The following is a 15,897-nucleotide window of genomic DNA, read 5'->3' on the forward strand; positions in this document are numbered from 1 at the left end:
TCTCTCTCGTTTATATAAAAGTAATCACTAACTAACTCGGACGTTTTAAAGCCGTAATCTCGCCAAGCGACGCAAAATTGTCTCCGCCTAATCTCGAGATAGGGTCAAGATTAGTCGAATCGATAGTAAAGGGCGTATCGGTCAGCAGCGCATCGTTTACATAGAGATGCTTGACCTTTAAATAAATAACAGCTTGCGGCCCATTTCCGACCAAATGAATATCATGATAGCGACACGCCATCGCAATAGGTGCCGCTTTTATGCGTGGTAGCGCGAAGTTATCCTCTGCCACTAGCGTGTGCTCAATGTTGTTTAACTCTGACTCACCCGCGGCCAAATCGCGCGCGGTTTCATTCACTGAATCCATAAGACCAGTATTCGCGATATGGATGACACAATGGTGACGCATATCAATATTCTTCCAAGTATCTTTCTTAGTTCCATCTCGCTTATGCCCTACTGCAATCATCAGGATCGCGGGGTCACACGACACAACACTAAAATACGAAAAAGGCGCCACATTTAAGCTGCCATCTTCATTTTCGGTTAACACCCAGGCGATAGGTCTAGGCACGACGGCGTGAGTCAATAATCGATATATTTGTGGTTTTTCTAAGTCGGCAAGGTCAAAACGCATGTTGATCACCCATTAAGTTGCATGAAAAGAGTATAAGGCAATGTCGGGCCCATGACTAAAGGTTGCGTATATTGCTACCAAGAGACACTTATACGCTACTTTTAATATTTTTATTTATTATTAAGCTATAAATAAAATACTATTGCGATATCAACATTAGGAGCACACTGATGCTATACAACTATAAGAACCGTCACGTTACGCCTCGACCAGACAAAGAACTTCGTTTAGAAAATGGTCGTTTTGGCGGCTACTGCTCATTATTTTTAGGCGGCTTAAGTTTGCTTGCTGTTTTGGCTTATTTATTTCCTTCTTATTTGACTACCACTGAACTGCGTGCCGTATACGATGCTAGCAGCTTACAAAGTCTATTAAAGTACGGCATGTGGTTATCGCTTGGGTTTGGTATCTCGAACTTTATTATCAACAAGAAGAAGCGCCTAGGCTTTGCTGGTGCATCTCTTACCTTAATTGCTATGGGCTTAGGTGGCTATGTGGTTCCTGTTGGGCCAGTTGCACCCAAACCACTCTCATTAGGAGTAGATTGGCTCATTATTGCGCTTTTAGGCTCTATCGTAATTTTCACCACGCTTGAGAAGTTATTCCCGAAGTACCGCGACCAAGTTATTCTGCGCGACGAATGGAAAACAGATTTCTTCTATTTTTGTGTCAATCACCTCCTCATCTCAATTATTTTATTGGTGGGTAACTATACGGTGAGTTACTTCGATTGGGTGGCCAATGAAGCCGTACATCAATATGTACAGGCCCTGCCAATTGCAGTCCAAGTTTTACTGCTAGTGATATGTGCTGACTTTGTCTTGTATTGGGAGCATCGTTTATTCCACGAAAACAGTAAACTTTGGCCTTTCCATGCTGTTCATCACTCTGTTGAAACTATGGACTGGTTAGCGGGCTCTCGCTCTCATGTTGTACAAACCTTTGTAGAACGCAGTATGGTTTTGGTAATGTTGCATTTGCTTGGTGCTGACAAAGCCGCATTAGATATTTATGTGCTCATTGCCGCAATTCAAGCCATTGTTATTCACTGTAACTTAAAGCTGCATTGGGGACCTTTAAAGTACCTTATTGTTACGCCGCAATTTCACCATTGGCACCATAGCTCAGAAGCCCCAGCTATTGACACCAATTACGCTGCGCATACCACATTGTTTGATTGGCTGTTTGGCACCTACCACATGCCTAAAGGGGTTTGGCCGGCAGTATATGGCACAACTCGCCCACTACCGCGCGGTTTCTTTAACCAGTTTTGGTATCCGTTTCGTAAGTTCTTCAACTAATACAAACTAGGCGCTTTGAAGTCAGTGGCTACATAGCTTGTTATGAAAAGTTGACTGAACAAAAAGCGCATTAACCGTTATACTCTGTGAATTCTAATTAAAACGGCTCTTTTACTACTAAAGAGCAAACACAGAGGTAAAGGTTCGTTGAAGAATTTCGCACTATTGATAAATCCGCAGGCAAATGGCGCTTACTTTAAAGATACGTTACTTGTTGCGAGCGCTGAGTTTCAAGCCGTTTTTGGTGAGCAAACTCTTGAGCATCGAGTCATAGGTAACTTACAGTTTTTAGTTGCTTCTCTTGATGAGTCACTACTAACTCAAGTACTGCGGCTGTCATTCGTCCTAGGTGTTTTTGAGATCGATGGTGACCAATTTATCCCTATTGATGTTGCCAGTAAGTACAACCTTCACGAAGATTTCGTTTTTGGATCTAAGTACCGAGGTAAAACCAATGAACATTTAACTCAGCTATTGCTGAATGTCGGATTATCTTACTTACCTAAAGGTACTGAACAGCCAACCTTACTAGACCCGATGTGTGGTCGTGGTACAACCATGCTTTGGGCTATGCGCTATGGTTTAAGCGCTAAAGGTATTGAGCAAGATGTAAAGGCCATTGAAGATCTTCGTCAAGGGCTTAAGAAATGGACCAAGCTGCATCGCCAACGTCATAAAATGATGGAAGGATTTATAGGCAAAGCAAACAAAAAAGGCTTGGGGAAGTTCTTAGAGTTTACCGTTGAAGAGCAGAATTTTAGAATCATCAATGGTGACAGCCGAGAAGCTGCTACGCTGATCAAAAGCGAAAAATTTGATCTAATCATTAGCGACCTGCCTTATGGCGTTCAACATTTTACCACCGATAAAACTCGCAACCCTATTTCTGTATTAGCCGAATGTATTGCCGATTGGAAAAAGCTACTCAAGAAGGACGGTGTCATCGTTTTAGCCTTTAACAGCTATATACCAAAACGTACTGACCTCATTGAATGTTTTGAAAACAACGGGTTAATAGCGCAAAGCTTTACTGCGCCTCACCGCATGAGCGAATCTATTGTTCGTGACATTATTGTGTTTAAACACGCTTAAGAAACAATGGTATCGATGGCGGACATAGCCATCGATACCTGATTAGACCTTCACTAAATTTTACTGACGATCGACTAAATCATAGCCTGCAGGTACGTCAAAGTTACTTTCGTGAGCTGTCGCCATTGCAACCGATTTGATTTCATAGACATAACGAACCAGTGGCTTTTTCTTCCAGCTGTCCATTAACTTGTCTGTACTCTTTTTCGCAAAGTTACCAAGTAATTGCTTACCAACGCCTTCAATACCACCCTCTAAATTAAGCTTGTCAGATTGGGCTTGCTTTTCAGCCTGGCACGCTTGAGAGTTTCGAGTCCATTCAAACTTAATCGATATCGGGTAGCCTTTCACTTTCGCTAGCTCTTTACCAATGACGCCCCCAAATTGATTTTCTTGGTTGTTAGTATCGCCCGTAAACGCAGCAATCGCCTTATACCCTTTTGGTCCTAATAGCCGAACTAATGGATCGCTAGTGACTGTTTTGGAAATAGAGTCTTGGAATTGACCGTGAATATCCCAAACCTCATTAATATTGGCATTTGGCGTGGTTGTCCAAAAGTCAAAGCTAATTAAATTTACGTCTTTTTGTCCTTGAGTATCTTGGTATTCGGTTGTCCAAAGTACCTGATACTGCTCTACATCAAAGCCATTGAGTTTACGCTTTTTACCTGTTTGAGTAACGTTAAAATCATTGGTCACTAAATCAACCTGACAGCCAAGCTCTTCATAGTCTTGATATTCTTCGGTATCGTCACTTTCATCTGATTCTTTGAGTTGATCAAGAAATGAAACTTCATTGCAGCCACTTAATTCGCATTCAGAGTAACGCTCTTTTTTATAATCAACACTGTAGGCTTTGTTTAAATCTAAACGGGCGATAGTCGCTTCATCTGAGTTTGCCCACTTCATCAAAAAACTGTCGAACTTAATGTCGTCTCGAATTGAGCGTTTCTCTGGTGTTGTATACACCACTTGTTCACCATAAAAATCTGGAAGCAAACTACCATTAATAGAGAACTCGGCATTAATTTTTGCAACCGCAACTTTAGGCGAGTTATCAACTTGTTGAGTTTGGCATGCCGTCGTAACGAGTCCGGCTAGGAGGATAGGGAAAGCGTGTTTCACAGTGGAGTCCTTTTAACTGTTTGAGGTGAATTTTAACCGCGCTGATTTTACAAAATCCAGCCACTAAAGACAGCATTATAATTAGCCAAACCACTATTAATTGTTATTTCAGAGTGGAAACTCCTTTTCCCACTAAGAAACTGAGAAGTAAATCACGTTTTAGTTTAGTCTGACGTTTTAAGTAGTTCGGTCAATGCACCACTTTCAACCAGGCGCTTAGTGTCACTGTAGCCACCAATGAGGGTTCCATTCACAAACACCTGCGGAAATGTATTAAAACCAGACCACATTTTAATAGCTAAGCGCGGCTTCCAGAAATTAAAGTAACTACCATATTCTAAGTACTTAAAGCTGACATTTTGAGCGTCAAGTAGTTTACGGGCCTTTTTTACAAAGGGGTTTTGTTTCATACCGACCACCACCACAGTGGTGGCTTCAACGGCAGCAATAACTTCATCGACAACATCGGTGTGACCTCCACCCAGTTTCTTCAGTATGTCAGTATGAACATTTTCTATCGCTAATAGTCGTCTAGTCATTTTAATGTGCTTATAAGTGGGTGTGTGTCCAGCATCATGAGACCTAATGTGATTTATTTCTATCCACCTAAAGTCACATAATGAGTTTTCCTAGACATTTCTTCTATATTCACCACCTACCTCATAGAGAGCATGGCTAATTTGCCCTAAGCTGGCATGTTTTACTGAATGCATAAGCTGATCAAACAGGTTGCTTTGAGCCCTTGCGCATTTTTGCAAGCTAACGAGTTCAGCCTGAACAGTTGCACGGTGTAATTTATGAAAGCGCTCAAGCTCGGTAATTTGTTGATCTTTCTCAGCCAGTGTCGATCGAGCTAGTTCAATAGGTTCATCTGGCTCAGTTGACTTGCCTTTATAGGTATTCACGCCAATTAAAGGCAGTTCGCCAGAGTGTTTTTTATGCTCGTAGATCATCGACTCATCTTGAATTTTGCTACGTTGATACATGGTATCCATTGCGCCTAACACACCGCCTCGATCACTGAGTCGATCAAACTCGGTATAGACAGCCTCTTCAACCATATCAGTTAAATATTCAATCGCGAACGAACCCTGTAATGGGTTTTCAATTTGGTTCAAACCGAGTTCTTTGTTGATAATTAGCTGAATCGCCACAGCGCGACGTACGCTTTCTTCAGTCGGCGTAGTAATGGCTTCATCGAAGGCATTGGTATGCAAACTATTGCAGTTATCGAACAAGGCATACATGGCTTGCAAGGTGGTTCGAATATCATTGAATTGAATCTCTTGGGCATGCAATGAGCGGCCAGAGGTTTGGATATGATACTTCATCATTTGCGAGCGAGCATTGGCGCCATAGCGATCACGCATGGCACGAGACCAAATTCGCCGAGCCACTCTGCCGATCACGGCATATTCAGGGTCCATACCGTTACTAAAAAAGAAGCTTAGGTTAGGTGCAAAATCATTCACTTCTAGGCCACGAGCACGGTAATACTCAACCAAGGTAAAGCCATTCGCTAACGTGAAGGCTAACTGCGTAATGGGGTTCGCGCCGGCTTCGGCAATATGATAACCGCTGACACTGACGGAATAGAAATTGCGAACGCTCTCGTCAATAAACCAAGCTTGTACATCGCCCATTAGGTGCAGTGCAAATTCGGTGGAGAAAATACAGGTATTCTGCGCTTGATCTTCTTTTAATATGTCAGCCTGCACGGTTCCACGTACACGCTGTAAAGTCTCTTTCTTGATGGTTTGGTATGTCGTTTCATCTACCAACAACTCACCACTCACGCCAAGTAAACCTAGCCCTAAACCATTATGACATTCAGGTAAGTCACCGTGATAGGTTGGCGGCTGCTTACCGGTGATCGATTTAATTTTATCTTGTGCGGAATCCCACTGATCGGTTTCTTTCAGATGTAATTCTATTTGCTGGTCAATGGCGGTGTTTAAAAACATGGCCAATATAACCGGTGCTGGGCCATTGATGGTCATGGAAACGGAGGTTGTCGACGCACACAGGTCAAAGCCGGAGTATAGCTTCTTCATGTCATCTAAGGTCGCGATTGAAACACCGCTGTTGCCTACCTTGCCATAAATATCAGGGCGCTGATTGGGGTCTTCGCCATAAAGAGTAACCGAGTCAAAAGCAGTTGATAAACGCGCAGCTGCTTGCCCTAATGATAGATAATGAAAGCGTCGGTTAGTTCGTTCTGGTGTGCCTTCACCAGCAAACATTCTGGTTGGGTCTTCACCCTCACGACGATACGGGTAAACTCCGGCCGTGTATGGGAAGTGGCCCGCTAGGTTTTCTAGGCCAGTAAACTTAACACGCTCACCCCAGTCGGTTTTGCTATTAGCGACTACCTTTGGAATTTTATTTTGACTTAAACTCTCACGATAGTTATCGCCTTCAATGGTTTTATTGCGTACTTGGTATTGGAATTTTTCTGAGCTAACTCCGGTCATTCTTTCGTGCCAAGAAGAAATGGCCGCGCGACTGTCTTGATCGAGTTGAGTTATCTGTTGATTGTACTTTTCGATCAGCGGCGCGAAGGCATCACTGTTAGTGCCAGGCTCAATAACTTGCAGTGGTTCACTCACCGTTATTCCTAAGACCTTGATGCTTTCAAATAAATGTTCTGCTTGTGCGGCAATGCCTGCTTGCTGCTGAACTCGTTGGTTCATTGAACGGCCTTGTTCAGCAATTTCAGCTAAATAGCGTTGTTGTTTGCCAGGGATAAGTATGTGGCTTTCCGGTTGGCCTGCTGGCAAATCAGCTTGCCAGCTTTGCTCTGTTTTTTCTGCGACTAAGGCACACAAGGCGTTAAACAAACCGTTCACACCGGGGTCTAAAAAGTGGCTAGCAATGGTTGCAAATACCGGAACTTCACCATCGGCTATTGCAAATTCATTGCGGTTACGTCGCCATTGTTTGCGGACATCACGCAGTGCATCGTCTGCGCCTTTGCGATCAAATTTATTAATCACGATCCACTGCGCTAGATCGATCATGTCGATTTTTTCTAACTGGCTTGCCGCGCCATACTCTGGCGTCATGACATAGCCGGGTAAGTCAACTAAATCAACAATGGCGGAATCACTTTGGCCAATACCCGCGGTTTCAACAAAGATTAAATCAAAACCTTGGTGACTCATCGCGGTGATCACATCGCTTAATACTTCGTTTGTCGATAAATGCTGGCGGCGTGTTGCCATGCTGCGGAACACCACATTAGGCTGACGTAAACTGTTCATGCGAATACGGTCACCCAATAACGCGCCCCCTGTACGTCGTCGTGTTGGGTCTACGGCTAATACGGCAAATTTTCGATCTGGGAATTGCGTGGCAAAACGTAAAACGAGCTCATCGGTTAAGCTAGATTTACCGGCACCGCCGGTTCCTGTTAGACCAATGGTTGGACAGCCGCGCGTGGTTTCATGCACTTTCGCAAGTTCTTGCTCAATCAAAGTAATTTCACGGGCGTGCTGTAAGTGAGGGTGGGCGTTTTTTGATAGCTGTTCTATGCGGGTTGCTTTTTGCTGCTTACAAATATCAACAACGTCGTCGATCATGCCGACCAAGCCCATTTTCATGCCATCGGTTGGGTGGTAGATACGCGCAACACCATAGGCATGTAGCTCAGCTATTTCTTCTAAGGTGATGGTTCCGCCGCCACCGCCAATAATAGTAATGTGCTCGGCACCGGCCGCTTTAAGCAGGTCGACTAAATATTTAAAAAACTCACAATGACCACCTTGGTATGAGCTGATGGCAATGGCATCGGCGTCTTCTTGCAGAGCAGCTTTTACAATATCGTCAACACTGCGGTTGTGACCTAGATGTATAACCTCACAGCCTCGGTCTTGAATTAGTCGCCGCATTACGTTTATGGCTGCATCGTGGCCATCGAACAGGCTCGCAGCAGTGACCACGCGTAGTGGTTGCACGTCACTCATATTTCTCTCCGGTCTTGTTACGCTACGCTGGGTAAGCTGCGTATTCTTTTGTTTTTGTTTGATGACCTAGAGTGGCGTTTATCTATACGCTAAGGGTTGCCTAGTCGTATTCGTAAAAACCTTTACCACTCTTTTTGCCGTAGTAACCGGCATCAACCATTTGTTGTAATAATGGACAGGGTCGATATTTACTGTCTTTAAATCCGTCTTGCAGTACGTTCATAATAAATAAACAGGTATCTAAACCAATCATATCAGCGAGCTTCAAAGGGCCCATGGGATGGTTCATACCAAGCTTCATCACGGCATCTATATCTTCGATAGTCGCAACACCCTCATAAAGCGTGTAAATGGCTTCATTGATCATGGGCATTAGAATTCGGTTGGACACAAAACCAGGGTTATCTTTCACTGTAACCGCGGTTTTGTTCAGCTTTAAGCTAATTTCTTGCAGTGCTTGGAATGTTTCATCGCTAGTTTGTAGGGCACGAATTAGCTCTACTAACTGCATCACCGGAACAGGGTTCATAAAATGCATGCCCATAAAGCGATCTGGGCGCTTAGTTGCGGCTGCCATGCGTGTTAATGAAATAGCGCTGGTGTTTGAGGCTAGAATCGTATGGTCTGGGCAAATACGATCAATACTTTGAAATAAGGCAATTTTAGTGGGTTCTTCTTCGGTAACGGCCTCTATTACTAGGTCACACTGGGCAAAGATGTCCATTTGTGGGCTGGTATGGACGCTTGTTAAGCCGGTTTTGGCTTGTTCAGCGCTGATAACCCCTTTATCAACACACTTTTGTAGCCCTGCTTGAATTTTAACGATGGCATTTTGCAGATGGCTTGGCTGATTATCAACAAGCTGCACTTGAAATCCGTTTTGCGCGAAAACCTGAGCAATACCACTGCCCATGGTGCCTGCGCCGAGTACACCTACCTGTTTGATTGTCATATTTATTTGCTCCTGCCGAGATTATTAGCCAAGCTACTTGCGTAACAGCCTAGCTTTCGTTTACGTTAGCGTCAACTTGTTAGGGATTGAACCTAAACAGTATCCAGTAAATAATTCGCAACAGACCTGACACTCATCAACCCGATAACAATTAGTAACGAGCCTTATGACTAAAAACGATCAAAACGATACCTTTAGCATCCGTGATTTAGCTGATGAATTCGACATTACCACGCGAACCATTCGTTTTTATGAAGATAAAGGGCTGGTCCTTCCTACTCGACAAGGCCAGCGACGAATTTATCACAAACGTGATAAGGCTCGCTTAAAGCTCATTCTTAGGGGTAAAAGGCTCGGATTCAGCCTAGATGAAATTGTACGCTTAGTCAGTCTGTATGAGACGCCAAACGACAAGCTTCCGCAATTACAAGTGTACTTAGAAACGCTTCAAGGTCATAAAAAAACCTTATTACAGCAAAAAGAAGACCTTGAACAAACTTTAATAGAGCTAGAAAGTGCTGAAAACGAATGTAAGACGGCTATTGCTAAGCATGGAAAGGTTGCTGAACCTGAAGGTTAGATTTAAGCTTGAGTCATTCGCTAACTTTCAACCCTAAGGAACGCTTGATGCCGACATTTGATATTGTCTCTGAAGTCGATAAAGAAGAATTAAGAAACGCAGCCGACAACGCCAATCGTGAGCTAGCCACCCGCTTCGATTTTCGTGGCGTTGATGCCAGTATTGAACTCGTCGGTGACGACACCATCACCCTGAAGTGCGATTCAGACTTCCAAGTACGACAGTTAGAAGAAATTGCGGCTAAAAACTGCGTTAAAAGAGGCATTAGTGCCGCTTTTGCTGAAGTTGAAGACGAACCGGTTCATACCGGTAAAACCTTCACATTAAACATGAAGTTTAAAAATGGTCTTGAACAATCAACCGCTCGACAAATTGTGAAGCTGATTAAAGAAAAAGGTGCAAAAGTTAAAGCCACAATTCAGGGCGATAAAGTTCGCGTTGAAGGAAAAAAGCGTGATGACCTACAAGGCGTTATGGCATTACTGCGCGAAGAAAAAATTGATCAAGATTTACAGTTTAATAATTTTAGAGACTAGCCATAAACTATGCGGTGTATTCCCGATCATACACCGCATCACTGTTGTCCCATGAATATCTCAGAGGTTAGGCAGGCTTCAGCGGCTCATTGCTTGAAATTTCGGTCGCTCGGGATGCCGCCCAATACCCCCGTCCATGGGGGCTTGATTGAAACATCCATGTTTCAATCACCCGAATTCCAAGCAATGAGCCGCTTCTAAACTATGGGGCATATTATTTTTAACTAAACCCGCCCTACTGCAACTGATCTGGTGCGTCTAACCCGTATCTTTCAAAAATCTGAGTCACTTCGCCAGATTTTGCCATATCTAAAATAGCTTGTTCAAACGCTGGGAAGTATTTGGAGCGTTTAGATTCTTTTGGAATACTGACAAAACGTCCGTTATAAAAATTTTCTACATACGCAGCTCGTCTTGCTAAAGGTACAATATTGATCCGGTCCATATCATGTGCAGATGATGTTACAACGGCATCAACCGTACCAGACTCCAACGCTTCGACCAGCTCATTCGTACTTGAATACTCTACCTTATTAATCTGGGTATTCTCGGCAAATTCAGCCGAATAAATACTGCCTTCCAATGCGCCTACTTTTAGTGGGTTCAATTCCGCTTGAGTACTGACATCCCCGGCAAATGAGGGAGATAAATAGTAGTAAACCTTTCTGATTTCATAGCCATAGGCCACTTCATCTAAAAACTGTGCTCGTTCTGAACTCATGGAATGCCGAAGCAATAAATCAACTTTGCCGGTCTCGGCCATGACAATCGTTTCATCCCAAGTTTTGTGCTGCCAGTTAACACTGTGTCCAATACGCTTTAAGGCCAGTTCAACAATATCGGCAACAGGTCCGATACAGGCTAGCCGAGTGGGAATGAGTTCTGGTGACCGATCTCGACAATGCACTTCAAAAGTTGCAGCCTGTAGTGCGCTGCTAGAAATGATATAGAGAGCTGAGCTTATTATTAAATTCAGTAGAGATGACGCCTTCACGGGCTAATCCTTATAGTTTTTATTTTGAGAAAGGAATGTAACGCAGTGAAACCGCAGATAAATTATAAAATCATAGAAACTTTATTATGCTTTTTGGCTATTAAGTTCATAAAGTTCATTACCAAATACATTAGTGAAGGCTAACTAAAAGTATTTTGATATTTTACTAACTTTATTGCTAAAAAATATTGTTCGGGATTGCGGATTATGATGTTTTGGTGCCGGCAATGAGGCGGCCAATTCAATAGCTTGCTTTTGGGTAAGCCAAGCAGCTGGTTTTTGCCAATAGTGTCGCGCTGCCGCTTCAACTCCGTAGAGCCCCGTACCAAACTCAGCAACATTCAAATACAAATTTATGATGGTCGACTTTTTTAATTGGCGCTCCATTGCTAAGGTCAGAACAACTTCATGCCATTTGCGTAATGGGTTACGTGAGGCACTTAGAAATAGATTTTTAACGGTTTGTTGTGAAATTGTGCTGCCACCAAAGAGAAACTTTCGCTGCGACCAGTTGTAAGCCATCACGTCTTTAATAGCCTGTAAGTCTATGCCGTTATGTGAGTAAAAACGTGCATCTTCTGCCACCACAACGGTTCGTCGCATGAGCCTTGGAATTTGTCCGTAGCTCACCGGAGTCCACCTAAGTGGCGGTAGGTCAGGGTTTTGTTCGAGTTGAAATCGATAGCTTTTTATAAAGCTAGATTCTGGAATAGTGCCACTTGCCAACTCTTCCCAATTGGGCCAAATAGTCGCCAAATACGCAGCGTCAATGAGGGCCATAAACAGCACTATGCTTGCCAGCCATTTGACTGTCTTTTTAAAACTAAATAGTTCCCATTTAAATTGGAGTCTTTTCACTGAGTGCTTTCTGCTGCTGATAAAAAGAGATTAGTATACAGTTTCTAAGCAACGTTGTTGGTCCTGGCTCACGTTTAGACCAGCTATTTTACATTGACCAAAGGTCATTTGGAGTTTTTGAAAAAATCAACGCCGCGAAGCATAGAAAGTACCAGCTCTTTCGCATCAAACTTAGTCAACGCCTCATTTGCACCCACCTGCTGAGCCTGGCTCACACTGATCTCACTTGATAAAGACGTGTGTAAAATAATGTAAGCACCTGCCAATGCTGGTGCACTGCGCACTTCAAAGGTGAGTTCATAACCATCTAATCCTGGCATTTCAATATCAGAAACTAATAAGTTAACGGGATGCCCTGCTGCGGCTTGTTCATGCATGTGCACCAACGCCTTTTTGCCATCATTGGTTACATGAAAGGGAACATTTAACAAACCTAGTACATCGGTCAGTTGTCGTCGTGCGGTCGATGAATCATCGACCACTAGAATATTCATTGGTTTTAACTGTTCTCGTTGAATATCGGTGACCACCGCCATGGCGGCACGCGGATCTGGCGGATAGATATTATTAAGCAGTAACTCCACATCCATCAACTGAATGAGCTTATCTTCTATTTCGACGGTACCGGTAATAAAAACATCTCGGCCTAGTATTGGATCTGGTTGTTTAATTTCTCGCCAATTCGTTTCTACGATTTTATCGATTTGACGAACGATAAAACCAACAACTTTACGCTGACAGTCAGTCACAATAATAAATGCATTTTGCAGCTGGCTTTCAGTCATTGGGCCAAGGCCGATCACTTCACCCATATCAATAACAGAGATCGTTTGATCGCGTATGGTCAACGCGCCTTTGACGCCTACTGCTGTGTTCATCATAGGGGTCACGGGGCGGTAGGGCACGAGCTCTCGTATTTTGAGGGTTCCAAGCGCAAACTGTCGCTTATTCTTTAGGCTAAATAGCAATAACCCTTGTGAATAATTGGCTTTTGAGGTCACGATAACTCCGGTTGATAAACTTTTACTTAGTATAGAGGTAATCGACCGACTCGTGTTAAAGATGAGGAATATTTGCAATTCTGTTAATTAAACCAGAGGATGCTGTTTGGCAGCACCCTCACTGGGATAGCACTAACGACTCTAACCACCTCTATGGTTTTGTTGTCCGTTTCCTCTCGAACCGATATGAGCTTCTAAATACTCAACAAACTCAGCAGTCTGAGCTGGCGATAATACCGTATTGAGTTGATCTGTTAAGGCCACGGTTGCTTCAGTTTGACGAGCTTCACGCAACGCTGCCATTTCCTCTGTACTAGGTTTGGTTGAGTTGGCGCGCATTTCCTCACGCTGAGCGCTCATTTTCGCCCGCTGTTCCTCACTGAAAGTGTCCATCACCGCTTTGACTCTGACTTGAGTCTCATCATCTAGACTCAGTTGATTAAAGATATAATCAAAATTTAGGCGCGAGGACATGCCATTAGCTCGGTCGCCTTTTTTATGCATCTGACTGTATTTTTGACCGTTGTCGTTTTTAGCTTCTCGACCTTCGCTTTTGGCAAAGGTCACACCAGCTGAGGTTACTAAGGTTACTGCGATCAAGCCGGCAAGTATCTTATTGTTCATAGTCGTATCTCCAAATTGTAATTGATTAAGCGTGGAAGAGGGGAATCTTCGTTTTGCTTAGTAGATACTTTAGGCTTTAAACGTGCAATAAATATGGAGGAAATGTGCAATGACTCTGCGCTGACAATTCATTTATCTTCAAATCGATACCCTGCGCCATAGACCGAGTAAATATAGTCATGATCTGGGTCTAATTCGTTGAGTTTTTTACGTAACTTCTTAATGTGACTGTCGATAGTTCGATCACTGACGACTCGTCGATCATCATATATGCGGTCAATGAGTTGATCTCGCGAGAGAATTTGCCCACTACGCGCCATCAAGGTATTGAGTAAGTTAAGCTCCACCAATGTTAATTCGGTGTTTTTACCGTTGTAGCTGACTTGAGTATTCTGCTGGCTAACTAAAAGGCCAGCCTGCTCTGGTCTATCGAGCGTTTGTACTTGAGTTCGTCTTAGAATTACCTTGGTACGGGCGACTAACTCACGCAACGAAAAGGGTTTACACAAATAATCGTCAGCGCCAAGCTCAAGACCTATTAGCCGATCAATTTCTTCTACCTTTGCCGTCGTCATTATAATTGGGACGCTCGACTTGGCTCGAACTTCTCGGCATAAGGTAATACCATCAACACTCGGTAGCATTAAATCTAATACAATGAGATCTGGTTTATTTTCTTGCAGCCATTGCTGTGCCTGACGACCATTGTGTATAACTTCTACTTCGAAGTTTGCTTGAATAAAGTAGTCCCGCTCTAGCTGCGCTAAACGGACTTCATCTTCAACAATTAGAATCAGCGGCATTATTTCTCCAGTTTTTGCATAGGCAAAATAATTTCAATTGAAACCCCACCTAGATGACTGTGTTTGGCCTGTACGCTTCCTTTATGTGCGATGACGATATTTTTAACGATCGCTAATCCTAGGCCTGAACCACCTGTTTCACGATTGCGCGAGCCATCGACACGATACAGTCGATCGAATAGTTTGCCTAGCTCGTTATCGTTCACGCCAGGTCCTGAGTCAGACCACTGCAAGACAATTTGATCCTCCTTGATGCTGAGCTTTATATGTAATCGCCCTGGTGCATCGGTATAGCGCAATGTATTTTGCAATAAATTTGAGATCAGTTGCTCGCAACGCTGCTCATCGGCCAGACAAACTATAGGTGTGCTCGGCAGCTCTAATTTTAATGTGATTGATGCTTGAGCTAATTGATGCTGATACTGCTCAACGCTGCTTTTTATGAAGCTAGTGACATCAATAGTATCAAACCGATATTGCAACGCGCCGGCTTCAGAAACCGATAGTTCGTTGAGATCATTTACCAAACGTCCAATGCGGCTCGCCTGCCAATGCATACTTTTGAGCCATTCCTCATTCACTTTGCGAACACCGTCTTGTATCGATTCTATGTCTGCTAGCAATACGGCGATAGGCGTACGAAGTTCATGGGCGATATCGGTCACCCACTGTGATCTAGATTTTTGATTTTCAGACAGGGTTATTGCGAGGTGATTGACATCTTTTGCAAGCTGGCCCAGTTCATCTTTACTGCTGTGCTGTGCTTGTGATTGATAGTTTCCTGCTGCCATAAGCCTTAAGGCTGACGATATTTTTCGCAATGGCCGAGCTATAGCGCCAGACAGTAATATGGCAAACAAGCCCGAAGTCACAAGAACGACAAAGCCAATCCATCGTATTTGCGTTTTAAATTGATCTCTAAATAGATTATCAACTTGTGCGTCGATTCGGTCATTAGGTTGATAGCCTATATAGCCAACCGCTTCATTTTGTTTACTGATGACGGGTAGCCATACCCAACGACTTTTTGTACCTTCGCGGCCAATTATCATGTTTCCTTGTTCGGATTTGAAAATCAGTTTATCTGCGTAAGGTGGACGCATAGCGCTTCGGCGACGATCGGTTGCTATTCCGATGTAACTGTCAGACAGCAACTCTCTCCAGCGCTGCGGTTCCGCTTTCAGATCATTCCAATGACCAACTTCTTGGTGATATTGTGCAAGAGAGGTCAATATAGGTTGTAAACGGCGGGCTTCTTGACGGTTGACGTAATCCGCAAAGTTTTGGTTAAAGCTGGCACCATTCAACCATAAGACAGCTAAAATCAGTAAGGTATTAACCAGTAAAATACTGAGGAACAACTTGGTACGTAACGAATAGAACACTGATAACCCCACAAACGAAATAAACACCTGAAGAGCGTTAGTGT

Annotated in this window: 15 protein-coding genes; 4 read left to right on the plus strand and 11 right to left on the minus strand. The window is 43.5% G+C overall.

Annotation, left to right across the window (positions count from 1 at the left end; all coding sequences use genetic code 11):
- Positions 1–31 precede the first annotated feature (31 nt).
- Positions 32–637 (minus strand): flavin reductase family protein, encoded by a 606-nt coding sequence (locus ACI882_RS05560; RefSeq protein ID WP_411744978.1) that lies wholly within the window; start codon positions 635–637, stop codon positions 32–34.
- A gap of 170 nt (positions 638–807) precedes the next feature.
- On the opposite strand from ACI882_RS05560, the gene ACI882_RS05565 reads away from it, so the two are divergent.
- Together ACI882_RS05565 and ACI882_RS05570 are read left to right on the plus strand one after the other, a co-directional pair.
- Positions 808–1,938 (plus strand): sterol desaturase family protein, encoded by a 1,131-nt coding sequence (locus ACI882_RS05565; protein ID WP_411744977.1) that lies wholly within the window; start codon positions 808–810, stop codon positions 1,936–1,938.
- A 147-nt stretch (positions 1,939–2,085) separates the two neighbouring features.
- Positions 2,086–3,030 (plus strand): TRM11 family SAM-dependent methyltransferase, encoded by a 945-nt coding sequence (locus ACI882_RS05570; protein ID WP_411744976.1) that lies wholly within the window; start codon positions 2,086–2,088, stop codon positions 3,028–3,030.
- A 60-nt stretch (positions 3,031–3,090) separates the two neighbouring features.
- Here ACI882_RS05570 and ACI882_RS05575 read toward each other — a convergent pair whose 3' ends face one another.
- The 4 genes from ACI882_RS05575 to ACI882_RS05590 form a co-directional block, all read right to left on the minus strand.
- Complete coding sequence (locus ACI882_RS05575; RefSeq protein ID WP_411744975.1) at positions 3,091–4,155, minus strand: hypothetical protein; 1,065 nt, start codon at positions 4,153–4,155, stop codon at positions 3,091–3,093.
- A gap of 164 nt (positions 4,156–4,319) precedes the next feature.
- Entirely contained in the window at positions 4,320–4,694 is a 375-nt protein-coding gene (locus ACI882_RS05580; RefSeq protein WP_411744974.1) for a glutaredoxin, read from the minus strand.
- Between the two features lie 90 nt (positions 4,695–4,784).
- A complete protein-coding gene (locus ACI882_RS05585; RefSeq protein WP_411746753.1) occupies positions 4,785–8,120 on the minus strand; it encodes a methylmalonyl-CoA mutase family protein in 3,336 nt (1,111 codons plus the stop codon).
- Between the two features lie 100 nt (positions 8,121–8,220).
- A complete protein-coding gene (locus tag ACI882_RS05590) occupies positions 8,221–9,072 on the minus strand; it encodes a 3-hydroxybutyryl-CoA dehydrogenase (protein ID WP_411745377.1) in 852 nt (283 codons plus the stop codon).
- 166 nt (positions 9,073–9,238) lie between these two features.
- Between ACI882_RS05590 and ACI882_RS05595 the strand changes: the two genes are divergently transcribed.
- Positions 9,239–9,652 carry a MerR family transcriptional regulator gene (locus ACI882_RS05595; RefSeq protein WP_411745378.1) on the plus strand — a complete coding sequence of 138 codons (414 nt, stop codon included), beginning with the start codon at positions 9,239–9,241 and terminating at the stop codon, positions 9,650–9,652.
- Positions 9,653–9,699: 47 nt separating this feature from the next.
- On the plus strand, positions 9,700–10,188 hold the full coding sequence (locus tag ACI882_RS05600) for a YajQ family cyclic di-GMP-binding protein (protein WP_411745379.1): 489 nt from the start codon (positions 9,700–9,702) through the stop codon (positions 10,186–10,188).
- A 235-nt stretch (positions 10,189–10,423) separates the two neighbouring features.
- On the opposite strand, the gene ACI882_RS05605 is transcribed toward ACI882_RS05600, so the two are convergent.
- The 6 genes from ACI882_RS05605 to ACI882_RS05630 all read right to left on the minus strand — a co-directional run bounded on the left by ACI882_RS05605 (position 10,424) and on the right by ACI882_RS05630 (position 15,853).
- A complete protein-coding gene (locus tag ACI882_RS05605; protein ID WP_411745380.1) occupies positions 10,424–11,182 on the minus strand; it encodes a substrate-binding periplasmic protein in 759 nt (252 codons plus the stop codon).
- Positions 11,183–11,326: 144 nt separating this feature from the next.
- Positions 11,327–11,962, minus strand: a complete 636-nt coding sequence (locus tag ACI882_RS05610; RefSeq protein WP_411745381.1) for a transglycosylase domain-containing protein — start codon at positions 11,960–11,962, stop codon at positions 11,327–11,329.
- 182 nt (positions 11,963–12,144) lie between these two features.
- Positions 12,145–13,041, minus strand: coding sequence for a chemotaxis protein (locus ACI882_RS05615; RefSeq protein WP_411745382.1), 897 nt, complete (start codon positions 13,039–13,041; stop codon positions 12,145–12,147).
- 141 nt (positions 13,042–13,182) lie between these two features.
- Positions 13,183–13,665: a Spy/CpxP family protein refolding chaperone gene (locus ACI882_RS05620; RefSeq protein WP_411745383.1), complete on the minus strand. Its 483-nt coding sequence runs from the start codon at positions 13,663–13,665 to the stop codon at positions 13,183–13,185.
- Positions 13,666–13,793: 128 nt separating this feature from the next.
- Positions 13,794–14,468 (minus strand): response regulator, encoded by a 675-nt coding sequence (locus tag ACI882_RS05625; protein WP_411745384.1) that lies wholly within the window; start codon positions 14,466–14,468, stop codon positions 13,794–13,796.
- The gene (locus tag ACI882_RS05630) at positions 14,468–15,853 is read right to left on the minus strand and encodes an ATP-binding protein (protein ID WP_411746754.1); all 1,386 of its coding nucleotides are present in this window, start codon (positions 15,851–15,853) and stop codon (positions 14,468–14,470) included. Before ACI882_RS05630 ends, ACI882_RS05625 begins: the two co-directional genes overlap by 1 nt.
- Positions 15,854–15,897 lie beyond the last annotated feature (44 nt).

The sequence above is a fragment of the Reinekea sp. genome, assembly GCF_046710285.1.
Lineage (GTDB): Bacteria > Pseudomonadota > Gammaproteobacteria > Pseudomonadales > Natronospirillaceae > Reinekea.